A 12,129-nucleotide genomic window follows, 5' to 3' on the forward strand; every position below is an offset into this window, starting at 1 on the left:
ACCATTTGCCGCAGCGCAGGGTCGTTTCGTGGTCGTTAAACAGCATATGCGATTAATCCAATATAAAGGCTTGTATTGCACTTTGTCTGCAAGGCCCGTGCGGCCAGTCGGAACCTGCCATGACGGCATCTCCTCCCATTCCCAAAATTGCGACCGTTGCAGCGCAGACGCTTGCTCCGTGGCATCAGGTCGCCGAGAGAGTTTGCGATGTCGCTAAAAAATTTCCCCATCAACATTAAGCTCATTGTCACCTTCTGCGTATTGATGGGCGTTTGCCTGCTCGCCTCGGCGGTGGTCTTCTGGCAGACGCTGGGGAGCGAGCACGTCACGGTCCAGAACAACAAGGCCAACAAAATCCTGCATGCGGTTGACGGTGCGACGGCCGCGATGCTGGAACAGGCCGTCAACCAGCGCGGCTTTCTGCTGTTTCGTAGCGACAGCACCTACAACGATGTTTTCGCCCAGCGCGATCTAATGCTGAAGAAGCTCGGTGAAGCCCGTGCGCTTGCCGCCGGCCAGCCGGACATTCTGAAATCCATCGATGACATGCAGGCATCCGCAACCGTGTTCTTCAAGGAACTGGCGGAACCGCAGCTTGCCGCCCGCAAGACGACCGAAGCACCGATTTCCGAAATCATCGAGATCGGTCGCAATCAGGCCAAGGGTCAGCTCGACGGTTTCCGCGCCTCCGCCGCCAAGATCAAGGACCAGCTGAATGGCTTGTCGGCAAGCTACGCCGCACAGCAGGATGCTGCCGCACTCAACCTCAAGCTCGCACTTCTGGGTGGCGGCGCGGTTGCCGGTCTTTTGGCCGTGGCCCTCATCTGGGCCCTGTCGCGCTCCATCGTCACGCCGATCGTCGGTATGACGGCGGCTATGAGCAGGCTTGCCGACGGCGATATGACCACGGAAGTTCCGGCTCTCGACCGCAAGGATGAAGTCGGCAAAATGGCGAAAGCCGTTCTCGTCTTCAAGGAAGCTGGGCTGGAAAAATCCCGCCTTGCCAGCGAAACCGAGCGCATGCGCTCCGCAACCGAGACCGAGCGCCGCCGCAACGAAGAAGAGAAGGCCCAGGACGAAGCCGCTAACGCCCTTGCGCGTGATGAGCTTGGCAAGGGTCTTGCGGCTCTGGCGGAAGGCGATCTCGCCTACCGTATCGAAACGCCGTTCGCCTCCTACATCGACCCCATCCGTATCGACTTCAACAGCGCTGTCGAAAAGCTGCAGCAGGCCATGCGCGCAGTTGGCGAGAATGCCGCTGCAATCAATGCCGGGGCTTCGGAAATGCTCTCTGCTGCCGACGACCTGTCGCGCCGCACCGAACAGCAGGCTGCTTCCATTGAGGAAACCGCCGCAGCACTGGAAGAAGTCACCACCACGGTGCGTGATAGCGCAAGGGGTGCTGAGGACGCTGGCAATCTGGTTCAGCGCGCCCGCAGCGGAGCGGAAAAATCCGGCATCGTGGTCCGCAAGGCGGTTGCCGCCATGCGCGAGATCGAAAAATCATCAGGCGAAATCGGCAATATCATCGGCGTCATCGACGATATCGCTTTCCAGACCAACCTGCTTGCGCTGAACGCAGGCGTCGAAGCCGCCCGTGCGGGTGATGCGGGCAAGGGGTTTGCCGTCGTCGCGCAGGAAGTGCGTGAACTCGCCCAGCGTTCCGCCAATGCCGCAAAGGAAATCAAGACGCTGATCGGCGCTTCCAGCCAGCAGGTGGAAAACGGCGTCAACCTCGTCGACGAGACCGGCAAGGCGCTCGAACTCATCGTGGCGGAAGTCGAGGAGATCAACACCCATGTCAGCGCCATCGTCGTCGCTGCCCGCGAACAGGCGACTGGTCTGCAAGAAATCAACACGGCCGTGAACACCATGGATCAGGGCACGCAGCAGAATGCCGCAATGGTTGAGCAGCAGACCGCTGCCAGCCATTCGCTCGCCCGTGAAGCGGAAGCGCTCAATAGCCTGCTCGGCCAGTTCAAGGTGGGCGGCGTTCGAGGTGCCGTTGCCGGCGCCGGCGGATATTCTGCTCCTCGCCAGTCCTCGGTGAAGCCTGTCTACCAGTCCGCACCCGCCGCACCAGTCAGAAAAGCCGCAGTGAAGCCTGCCTCCACAACCGCAAGGCCGGTCGCGTCACCCGCCCGCGCCCTTGGCCAAAGCCTTGCCCGCGCCTTTGGCGGCAAAGCAGAAGCGCCGGCTGCCAAGGATCAGGACTGGACGGAGTTCTGAGCCTGACGGTCACGATCATCAAGCGTGAATCAGGGGGCTGTGAAGCCCCTTTTTGTTGCTAGATTTACGGCGCGAGCACTCAACCACGCGTTCTGTCGCAGTTTCCCAACAAAGGTGATTTCGAGATGGCACCTAGGATCAAGTTGAAAGTTCTGGATGGTGCATATGGGGTGGCCCGACTTGAGGCATCTGAAGCCATTCCGGCCTGGGCCGATGGCGGTGGCTTCGTCAGTATCACCCGGACCGATGATGAGCTTTCCATCGTCTGCCGGGAAGATCGTATACCTGGGCATGTCAGATCTGATACGGGTTGGTCCTGTCTAAAGCTACAGGGGCCATTTGCCTTCGATGAAACGGGCATCGTCTTGTCCGTTATCGAGCCGCTCTCGACCAATGAGATCGGTATATTCGTGGTTTCGACTTTCGATGGCGACCACCTGCTTGTGAAATCGAACGATCTGGAAAAAGCTTTCGTTCTGCTGAAAAATGCAGGGCATTCGCTCATCTAGAGACCCATTTGCCACGACGACTTCTCCAAGGAGGAGCGTTTTGACGAGTGAAATGGAAGAATTCAATCGAGCCGAATGGCTGTTTCCTCTTTCGCCGTTCGTATGACGACCATGGTGAAGAAGCGTGCGACATTGTTCTGGTCGCGGAACAGCCTGTCGCATAGCGCGTCGAACTCCTCCATGTCGCGCAAGCGCAGCATCAGAACGACATCGGTGGCTCCGGTAACGGAATAGGTGTGCGAAACCGCGTCCTCGGCGCTCGCCAGGTCGAGAAAACGGCGCATATGCTGCTCGCCGTGCAATTTCAGCTCCACCGTCACCAGCGCCTTGATTGCCCGTCCGGCTCTGGCGGGATTGAGGATCGCGACAATGCGGTCGATCACGCCCGATTTGCGCAGCCGCTGCAGACGGCGCAGGCAGCTGGATGGCGACAGCCCCACCTCCTCGGCCATGTCCACATTGGTGCGCGATGCGTCACGCTGCATGAGGTTTAAAAGTTTGCGGTCGATACGGTCCATTGCCGCAGCATAATCTCTAATGGTCAACTTGCAATAAAATTGCACAAAGCTGCAATCTTTGACCACAAATGCGAACCGGCTCGAGCTAGTGGATTGAGACAATCTTTAAGGAGTTTCAGATGCCATTGCTGATGCCGGTCTGGCGTAAAACGCGGGAAACGCTTGAAATCTATTGGGTGCTTGTCCGGATCACCGTTCCGATTGCGATCCTCACCGAACTGTTGTCGAGAATGGGCGCGATCGAGGCCGTGGCCCCGGTCTTTGCGCCGGTCATGAACCTGATCGGGCTTCCGCCGGAGCTGGGGCTGGCCTGGTTGACGGGAATGCTGGTGGGAATATGGGGCGCGGTGCCGCTGGTCTTCACGCTGGTTCCGGTATCCTCGCTCAGCGTGGCGGATGTCACGGTTTTCTCGGCCCTCATCCTGTTCGCGCATGGGCTGCCCATTGAGCAGAAGATCATTGAAAAGGCCGGTCCCGGCGTGATCGCAACGACGCTGCTGCGTATCGGGGGCGGATTGCTCTATGCCTTTCTCCTGCACCATTTTCTGGAGGTGACAGGGTGGCTGTCGGCCCCGGTGAACCCGGTCTGGACTGCCATGGGCGCCACACCCGACTGGGCGGACTATTTTTGGGGCCTTGGCGAAACCATGCTTTCGATGCTCGTCATCCTTCTGGTCCTGTCCTTTGGCCTTGAAATCCTCAGGCTGACCGGCGTCCTGGCCTTGATGATGAAAGCGCTTTCGCCCGTGCTGCGTCTTGCCGGCATTCGCGGCGAGGCCGAACATCTCACCGCCATCGGATTGTTCCTCGGTATCTCCTATGGCGCCGGTCTTCTGATCCGCGAGGCGCAATCGGGAGCGATATCGCCGCGTCAGGTCTTTCTGTCATGCGTGTTCATGGGGTTTGCGCATAGCGTCATTGAGGACACCATTGTCGTGATGTCGCTGGGTGCAGATGTCTACGGCGTTCTGGTCGGACGGCTCGTTTTCGCCATTGTGGCAACCGCCGCTATTGCAGCCTTGCTGCATCGCCTGTCCGACGAAGTGTTCTTTGCACGGATGTTCAGGCCACAGGGTACGTAGACGAAGACACGCCAGGTTTCGCCGCGGGGCCGGCATGATCAGCCCGCATGGGGTGCCAGACGGAAATGTCGCGCGGGGCATCTAGAAGCTCGGGCAAGGCATCGTGCCAAGCCTGCCGATAGGGACGATGAACCTGCACGTCGAGGACATCCTGATGGTCGCTCCAGGTCTCATGCAGCAGGAAGTGGTTTTCGTTTTCGCCGTCCCGATGCAGGGTTGCGTTCACAAAGGTGTTCTCGTGTCGCATGGCGTCGAGCAGATCATTCAGCAATCCTAGAAAACGTTCGCGCTGATCGGCACGGACCTTGAAGCCGATGAGATAGGTGGTGTGCATGGATAGTTACTCCTTTGTACCGTTCATCAGGGCGGCGCGGGTCTCGGCGTCGGCCGGGTAGAAACATTCCAGCACCAGCTCGGACAACGTCACATCCGTGGCGGTTCCGAAAACCGTGGTGGTCGAAATGAAGCGCAGCACGCCCCCGGACAACGGATCGCGTAGTTCGAGCGGTATCGCCAGCGGATCGGCCCCGGCGGAATGCCGTGGAGCTGCGGGCGCGGGATAGGCGGAAAGTTCCGCATGCAGCCGGGAAAGCGTCTCGTCTCCGGTCTCTTCGACTTGGCGGCGTAGGCGATCCAGCAGGTGATGCCGCCATTCGGCAAGATTGACGATGCGTGAACTCAAGCCATCAGGATGCAGGCTCAGCCGCAATACATTGAGGGGCGGGTGAAGCAGGTCTTCGGATATGCCGGCGAGAAGCGATTTGATCGCATCATTTGCAAGAACCAGATTCCAATGGCGGTCGACGGCAAGTGCCGGGAAGGGCATGTGGCCCTGCACCACGGTTTCGACGGCCTTACGAACGGCCGTCATATCAGGCGCATCCAGTGATCGTTCGGAATGGATCGGCGCATAGCCTGCCGCCAGCATCAGCCGGTTGGCGGCGCGGGCTGGCATGGAAAGCTGCTCTGCCAGCCTCGCCAGCATTTCACGGCTGGGCGAAGATCGCCCGCTTTCCACAAAACTCAGATGGCGCGCCGATATCTCGGCATCGGACGCCAGATCGAGCTGGCTCAATCTGCGGCGCGCCCGCCATTCCTTAAGCACCTGGCCGACATGTTCTTGATGATGTGTCATGCCCCGCAGCCTAGCAGAAGATATCGGCAATGCGATTACCTCGCAGGTAATTGTTCTGCGTCACAGCCCCCGGCATGCTCAGGCCGTCAACCAAAAGGAGCGCAATCATGACGCAACATCTTGCAATCGCCGAAACCTACCTCGCTGTCTGGAACGAGGAGAACGATGAACGCCGCCAGCGCCTCGTCAGCCAAGGCTGGGCTGAAATGGCGTGCTATACAGATCCTTTGATGCAGGGTGAGGGGCAGCAGGGGATTGCCGCGATGATCGAGGCGGCGCGGCAGAAATTTCCGGGATATCGCTTTGTGCTCACAGGCACCCCGGATGGCCACGGCAACTTCACCCGTTTTTCATGGCGTCTCATTTCGCCTGACGGAGAAGATGTTGCCGGCGGAACCGATGTCGTCAGCCTAAATGCCGAGGGGCAGATTGAAAATGTCGTCGGTTTTCTCGATGGCGCCGCATCCTGAGGCAGAGGCGGGTCGTCCCGCCTTCTGTCCCGGTAATTCTGTCAGCCGGCGAAACCGACGCCGGCCTGACGCTGGCCGAGCGCATTGAACACGGTGGAAACGATGCCGGCGCGGTCGAGGCCGGCATTGGCATACATGGTCTCCGGCTTGGCCTGCTCCACCCAATGGTCGGGCAGCGTCAGGGTCCGAACCTTCGGGCCGTGGTCGAGCAAGCCTGCGCTTGCCATGAAATGCAGCACATGTGCACCGAAACCGCCGACAGAGCCTTCCTCGATTGTCACCAGAACCTCATGATGAGCGGCAAGCTGGCGGATGAGGTCGAGGTCGAGCGGCTTGGCGAAGCGCGCATCGGCAACCGTGGTCGAAAGTCCGGCCGCATCGAGGTCTTCGGCAGCCGCCAGGCACTCCGCAAGGCGCGTACCGAAGGAAAGAAGTGCAACCTTCGTGCCTTCCTTGATGATGCGGCCCTTGCCGATCTGCAAAATCTCACCGCGCGCGGGCATCTCGACACCCACGCCTTCGCCGCGCGGATAACGGAAGGAAATCGGGCCTTCATCATAGGCTGCGGCTGTGCGAACCATATGTTTCAGCTCGGCCTCGTCGGACGCCGCCATAACCACCATGCCGGGCAGGGTGGCAAGGAATGTGGTGTCGAAAGAGCCGGCATGAGTCGGTCCGTCTGCGCCGACGAAACCGGCGCGGTCGATGGGGAAGCGCACGGGCAAGCTCTGGATCGCCACATCATGCACCAGCTGGTCGTAACCGCGTTGCAGGAAGGTGGAATAAAGCGCGCAGAACGGCTTGTAGCCATCCGCCGCAAGCCCCGCCGCGAAGGTGACGGCGTGCTGCTCGGCAATGCCGACATCGAAGGTGCGGGCCGGGAAAAGCTCGGCCATCTTGTCCAGCCCGGTACCATTAGGCATGGCGGCGGTGACGCCGATGATCTTGTCGTCGAGGGTCGCTTCCTGGATAAGCGCTTCGGCAAACACGCTGGTATAGCTCGGCGCATTCGGCTTGGCTTTCGCCTGCGCGCCGGTAATGACATCGAACTTGTTGACGCCGTGATATTTGTCCGCTGCCGCTTCCGCCGGCGCATAACCCTTGCCCTTCTGCGTCACCACATGGATGAGAACAGGGCCTTTCTGGTTGTCGCGCACATTGCGCAGCACAGGCAGCAGGTGATCGAAGGAATGACCGTCGATCGGGCCGATGTGATAGAAGCCAAGCTCCTCGAACAGCGTGCCGCCGGTTACGTAACCGCGCGCATGGGTCACGGCGCGGGTAATGGCGCGGTCGATGGTCTTGCCGAGATAGGCGGTGAGTTTCTTGCCGAAATCGCGAAAGCCCATATAGGTGCGGCCGGAGGCCAGCCGCGCGAGATAAGCGCTCATCGCGCCCGTCGGCGGCGCAATCGACATGTCGTTGTCGTTGAGGATGACGATCAGCCGCGCGTCGAGCGCACCGGCATTGTTGAGCGCCTCAAACGCCATGCCCGCAGACATGGAGCCATCACCGATGACGGCGATAACCTTGCGGTCGCTCTGATCCAGCCCCGCAGCCACCGCCATGCCGAGACCGGCGGAAATGGAGGTGGAGGAATGGCCGGCGCCGAAATCGTCATATTCGCTCTCGGCCCTACGCGTGAAACCGGAAAGGCCGCCTTCCTGGCGCAGCGTGCGGATGCGCTCGCGACGGCCGGTCAGGATCTTGTGCGGATAACATTGGTGGCCGACATCGAAGATCAGCCGGTCTTCAGGCGTGTTGAACACCTTATGGATGGCAATCGTCAGCTCCACCACGCCCAGACCGGCACCCAGATGCCCGCCGGTGCTCGACACCGCGTCGATCATCTCGTCGCGCAACTCCCTTGCCAGTTCCGGCAGGTCGCGATCGTCGATCTCCTTGAGATCGGATGGAAAATTCACCCGGTCAAGCAATGGGGTCTGTGGCATTCCGGTCAATCGTTCGGCCTTTTCTCGTGTCAGCGGTGGGCACCAGTGCGTCTTTCATATGGAAAGCCGGCAGTTGAGCCCTGCATGTCGTTCACTTCTATAGAATTTCAACCCTCCGGCAAAGGGACAAACTCTTCTTCGTCGCCGGGAACGATATCGAAGCGTCCGGCTCTCCACTCCTGTTTGGCCTGCTCTATGCGTTCTTTTGATGACGAAACGAAGTTCCACCAGATGTAACGGCGCTGGTTGAGTGCCGCACCGCCGAAGATCATGATGTGACAGCCGCCGCTGCCGCTCTGCAATGTGATGTCGTCGCCGGGCCGGAAGACGAGCAACTGGTCGGCGGCAAAAACGTCACCCGCGACATCCAGAGAGCCGGAAAGAATGTAGATCGCCCGTTCCTCATGGTCGGCGGAGAACGGGAATTTCACACCCGGTTCCAGCGTCAGGTCAACGTAAAGCGTGTCGGTAAAAGCCGAAACGGGGGAAGTGAGGCCTTCGAAATCACCGATGACGACCCGACCGGATGCGCCCTTGATATCGATCAGAGGCATGTCTTCCCGGGCGGTATGGGAAAAGGCCGGGGCGATTTCCTCCATATGATCGGGGAGGGCAAGCCAGGTCTGCAGGCCGGACATGGAAAGCGGATGGCCGCGCAGGTTTTCGGGCGTGCGCTCCGAATGCACGATTCCGCGCCCCGCCGTCATCAGGTTGATGTCGCCGGGCCGGATGACCAGTTCGGTGCCGAGGCTGTCGCGATGCTTGATTTCGCCGTCAAACAGATAGGTAACGGTGGAAAGCCCGATATGCGGATGCGGCTTGACATCCAGCGCCTCGCCCGCCTTCAGGATGGCCGGACCCATGCGGTCGAAAAAGATGAATGGGCCGACCAGCCGCCGCTGCCGCGTCGGCAGCGCACGCCGCACGGCGAAGCCGCCAATATCGCTGGTGCGCGGAATGATGAGGTTTTCGATGGCGTCGCAGGCGAAAGCATCACCCGCGACAGGATCGTTGCCGGGAAAGAAGGACATCCGAAGCTCCTCGTGTCGTTACACGCAAGCTTACCACGAACGATACGACGTGGGAGCGCCGTAATGTTGAACGCTGTGTCGCCCCCGTTCAACAGGACGTGTTTATTCCCCGTCCAGCGGCTCCACGCCCTGTGGTTTTCCGGCGCGGTCGAGACGGATTTTCTCGATACGCTTTTCGGCGGCGTTCAACAGCGTCTCGCAATGTTTTTTCAGGGCTTCGCCGCGCTCGTAGATGGCGATCGACTCGTCCAGCGCCACGTCTCCGCGCTCCAGGCGTGCAACAATGCTTTCCAGCTCGGCGACGGCCTTTTCGAAGGAATAACCGCTGACATCGGCTGTGTTGGCATTTTCCGTCATTTTCAACCCTTCATCATTCTCAAAATATGCATGGCCGCCGATTCCGCCAGCCCTTCCAGATCATAACCGCCTTCAAGCAGGCTGACGACCCGGTTCGAGGCGTATTTGTCCGCCATTTCCAGCAGCCGCCCCGTCGCCCAGTCGAAATCCTCGCCCACCAGATTGATCTGCGCCAGCGGATCGCGGTGATGCGCGTCGAAACCGGCGGAGATGATGATGAGATCGGGCGAAAAATCGGCGATCGCCGGCAGGACGCGGGATTTGAACGCCTCGCGAAAATACTCGCTGCCGGTATTGGGGGAAAGTGGCGCGTTGACGACATTGTTCTTCACGCCGGTTTCGTTTTTATCGCCGCTCCACGGGTAAAGCGGCATCTGGTGGGTGGAACAGAACAGCACTGACGTGTCGTTCCAGAAGATATCCTGCGTACCGTTGCCGTGATGCACGTCCCAGTCGATGATGGCGACGCGCTCTGCGCCGTGCACCTTCTGGGCGTGACGTGCGGCGATTGCTGCATTGTTGAAGAGACAGAACCCCATAGCCTTTGCGGTTTCCGCATGGTGGCCGGGCGGGCGGGACGCAACGAAGACGTTGTCGGCGGCACCCGTAAACACGTCATCTACCGCCACCATCGCAGCGCCTATACCGGTCAGCGCCGCCTGCAGGCTTTTCGGCGAGACATAGGTGTCGGCCTCGACGCGGTTGATCTCGCCATCTTCCTCGGAATCTGGCGCATGACGGACAGCAGATGCTCCTCCGGATGCGCCAGAAGCACGGCATCCTCGTTGGCCTGCGGTGCTTGCTTGCGGACCAGTCGCTCGAAATTCGGATGTTCGAGCGCAATGTTCAGAGATCGCAGCCGATCCGGCCGCTCGGGATGGCCTTCCGGCGTGATGTGTTCAAGGAAGATCGGATGTTCGTAAAGACGGGTCGCCATTCTCTAATCCTCCCGAAATAAGCTGATCAAGCGCGCTGCGGCAAAAGCGGATAACCGACCATCACAGCGCGGCCGGCAAGGGCGGCAAGCACGGCCTTCAACGCATCGCCGGGAATGAAGGCGAGCGAACCCATGAACGCCTTTTCAAACCCGAGCCCGACCACCAGCGCCAGATAGGAGATGCCGAAGGCATAAAGCACGACCACGCCGCCGGCGAGGCTGGCGATGAAGAAACCGATACCCTGCGTCAGAGCCGACTGGCCGCGATTGACGAGTTTTTCCGAGAGCATGCCGGTGACGAAAGCGGCAGCAATCCAGCCGATCAGGAAGCCCGTGGTCGGCGTGGTGAAGATGGAAAGGCCGCCGCGTCCGCCTGAGAGGACTGGCAGGCCGATTGCGGCGATGAGGATGGTCAGAAGAACCGCGAGCGTGCCGCGTTTCGCCCCCAGCACGACACCGGCCAGCATGACGCCAAGCGACTGCGCGGTGATGGGCACCGGAATGAAACCAAGCGTGATCGGCGGCAAAAGTCCGAGTGCGATGATGATGGCGGAAAACAGCGAGATCAGCACAAGGTCGCGGGTCGTCATGGCTCGGGAACTCCGGATGGTTGTTTTGCCGTCAGCTTTGGCCTCTGAAACCGCGCGCGTCAATGGCGTCGGCAATGGCATCCGCATCCTTCAACGTCATAATGACGAGCGGCACGATGATCGTGGCCAGCCGAACGGGGAGGCCGCGCGCGCGGTGCGCATCGCGCACCGCATGGTAACGATTGACGATCTCCGGCACGAACCGCACGACGAGCCCGACCGCGAGCCCGATATCGGCCGCCTTGACCAGCCCCAGCCTTTCCAGCGGGGCGGCGGCAAGCGCGATTTCGTCCATGAATTGCGAAATGCTGACGGTGATGGTGACGGCGGTGGCGAGAAGCGCCAGTGCAGTCAGCCGCAAAAGATTGACACTCGCATCGTGTACCGGAAGCAGCAGATGGCTGAAGGCGGCAACGAGGAGAATGGTCAGCATCACCGGGCGTAGCCGCAGGCCGATCTCGCGGAATTGCAGCCGCGTCTCGCGCAGAATGGCGGCGGCGACAACGACGGCGCATCCCAGCAAAAGCAGATCGCGGGTGAGAAACAGCGCAATGCTGAAAACCATCAGCGTCACGAGCTTGAGGCGTGGAGAGACGCGGTAGAGCCAGCCCGTGCCTTCGACATGAAGCGACTTCATCGCGACGCAACCTCCAGATAACGTGCCACCGCCTCTTCGGGGTTGGCGTCTGCAACCAGCTCGCCTTCGTGAAAAACCAGTACGCGATCGAAGCCGGAAAGCAGCGGCAGATCATGGGTGATGACGACAAGCGCCTGCGACAGCGCAGCCATTGTCTTTTCAACGGTCGCGCGGTTTTTGAGGTCGAGCTGATTGGTCGGTTCATCGAGAATGAGGATTTGCGGTTCAGTGACCAGCAGGGCGGCCAGCGCCGCCAGCTGCAATTCGCCGCCGGAAAGCTCGTGCGCGCGCCGTTCTTCCAGATGAGCGATACCGAGCCGGGCAAGCACGGCCTTGACCCGCGTTTCTGTCTCCGTCTTGCCGATACCGAGTCGCTTGAGGCCGAAGGCGACATCGTCGCGTATGATCGGCAGGATGATCTGGTTCTGCGGATTCTGGAAGATGAAACCGACTGCCTGCAATACCGCTCTCGCATCTTTGACGGTGTCGAGACCGTTCACCGACACCTTGCCGCGCGTCGGCTTTGTCAGACCATTGATCAGCCGCGCAAAGGTGGTCTTGCCCGAGCCGTTGAGGCCAATGACGCCGATACGCCGTTCAGTCAATGTCAGGGACACGGGCAGTAAAGCCTGCCTGCCCTCGAAGGCGACGCCTGCGGTGTCGAAACGGATTTCCAAGATTG

General features: G+C 60.3%; 13 protein-coding genes and 1 pseudogene. 4 read left to right on the top strand and 10 right to left on the bottom strand.

Annotated features, from left to right (window positions below; all coding sequences use genetic code 11):
• The first annotated feature begins 207 nt into the window (after positions 1-207).
• Together RBH71_RS16095 and RBH71_RS16100 are read left to right on the top strand one after the other, a co-directional pair.
• Positions 208-2,229 carry a methyl-accepting chemotaxis protein gene (locus tag RBH71_RS16095; RefSeq protein WP_003511735.1) on the top strand — a complete coding sequence of 674 codons (2,022 nt, stop codon included), beginning with the start codon at positions 208-210 and terminating at the stop codon, positions 2,227-2,229.
• 125 nt (positions 2,230-2,354) lie between these two features.
• Positions 2,355-2,738 (top strand): ACT domain-containing protein, encoded by a 384-nt coding sequence (locus RBH71_RS16100; RefSeq protein WP_003511736.1) that lies wholly within the window; start codon positions 2,355-2,357, stop codon positions 2,736-2,738.
• A 62-nt stretch (positions 2,739-2,800) separates the two neighbouring features.
• Here the strand turns inward: RBH71_RS16100 and RBH71_RS16105 are convergent, their stop codons facing one another.
• Entirely contained in the window at positions 2,801-3,256 is a 456-nt protein-coding gene (locus RBH71_RS16105; RefSeq protein WP_003511738.1) for an Lrp/AsnC family transcriptional regulator, read from the bottom strand.
• Between the two features lie 119 nt (positions 3,257-3,375).
• Here RBH71_RS16105 and RBH71_RS16110 point away from each other — a divergent pair, with 119 nt between their 5' ends.
• Entirely contained in the window at positions 3,376-4,338 is a 963-nt protein-coding gene (locus RBH71_RS16110; RefSeq protein ID WP_003511739.1) for a nucleoside recognition domain-containing protein, read from the top strand.
• On the opposite strand, the gene RBH71_RS16115 is transcribed toward RBH71_RS16110, so the two are convergent.
• Both RBH71_RS16115 and RBH71_RS16120 read right to left on the bottom strand, forming a co-directional pair.
• Positions 4,319-4,672 carry a putative quinol monooxygenase gene (locus tag RBH71_RS16115; protein ID WP_003511740.1) on the bottom strand — a complete coding sequence of 118 codons (354 nt, stop codon included), beginning with the start codon at positions 4,670-4,672 and terminating at the stop codon, positions 4,319-4,321. The genes RBH71_RS16110 and RBH71_RS16115 overlap by 20 nt on opposite strands.
• 6 nt (positions 4,673-4,678) lie before the next feature.
• Positions 4,679-5,473 (bottom strand): helix-turn-helix domain-containing protein, encoded by a 795-nt coding sequence (locus tag RBH71_RS16120; protein WP_003511741.1) that lies wholly within the window; start codon positions 5,471-5,473, stop codon positions 4,679-4,681.
• A 107-nt stretch (positions 5,474-5,580) separates the two neighbouring features.
• On the opposite strand from RBH71_RS16120, the gene RBH71_RS16125 reads away from it, so the two are divergent.
• On the top strand, positions 5,581-5,943 hold the full coding sequence (locus RBH71_RS16125) for a nuclear transport factor 2 family protein (protein ID WP_003511743.1): 363 nt from the start codon (positions 5,581-5,583) through the stop codon (positions 5,941-5,943).
• Positions 5,944-5,984: 41 nt separating this feature from the next.
• Here RBH71_RS16125 and dxs read toward each other — a convergent pair whose 3' ends face one another.
• The 7 genes and pseudogenes from dxs to RBH71_RS16160 all read right to left on the bottom strand — a co-directional run bounded on the left by dxs (position 5,985) and on the right by RBH71_RS16160 (position 12,124).
• Positions 5,985-7,904 (bottom strand): 1-deoxy-D-xylulose-5-phosphate synthase, encoded by a 1,920-nt coding sequence (gene dxs, locus RBH71_RS16130; protein WP_003511745.1) that lies wholly within the window; start codon positions 7,902-7,904, stop codon positions 5,985-5,987.
• Positions 7,905-8,002: 98 nt separating this feature from the next.
• Positions 8,003-8,926 carry a pirin family protein gene (locus RBH71_RS16135; RefSeq protein ID WP_323687417.1) on the bottom strand — a complete coding sequence of 308 codons (924 nt, stop codon included), beginning with the start codon at positions 8,924-8,926 and terminating at the stop codon, positions 8,003-8,005.
• A 102-nt stretch (positions 8,927-9,028) separates the two neighbouring features.
• The gene (locus tag RBH71_RS16140; RefSeq protein WP_003503059.1) at positions 9,029-9,283 is read right to left on the bottom strand and encodes an exodeoxyribonuclease VII small subunit; all 255 of its coding nucleotides are present in this window, start codon (positions 9,281-9,283) and stop codon (positions 9,029-9,031) included.
• A 2-nt stretch (positions 9,284-9,285) separates the two neighbouring features.
• Positions 9,286-10,220 (bottom strand): annotated as a pseudogene (locus RBH71_RS16145) (histone deacetylase family protein).
• 26 nt (positions 10,221-10,246) lie between these two features.
• Entirely contained in the window at positions 10,247-10,810 is a 564-nt protein-coding gene (locus RBH71_RS16150) for a biotin transporter BioY (protein WP_003511752.1), read from the bottom strand.
• A 31-nt stretch (positions 10,811-10,841) separates the two neighbouring features.
• Complete coding sequence (locus tag RBH71_RS16155) at positions 10,842-11,447, bottom strand: energy-coupling factor transporter transmembrane component T family protein (RefSeq protein ID WP_003511754.1); 606 nt, start codon at positions 11,445-11,447, stop codon at positions 10,842-10,844.
• Complete coding sequence (locus RBH71_RS16160) at positions 11,444-12,124, bottom strand: energy-coupling factor ABC transporter ATP-binding protein (RefSeq protein WP_003511755.1); 681 nt, start codon at positions 12,122-12,124, stop codon at positions 11,444-11,446. Before RBH71_RS16160 ends, RBH71_RS16155 begins: the two co-directional genes overlap by 4 nt.
• Between the last annotated feature and the right edge of the window lie 5 nt (positions 12,125-12,129).

This window comes from Rhizobium sp. AN68, from assembly GCF_030758035.1.
GTDB classification, from domain to species: domain Bacteria; phylum Pseudomonadota; class Alphaproteobacteria; order Rhizobiales; family Rhizobiaceae; genus Agrobacterium; species Agrobacterium tumefaciens.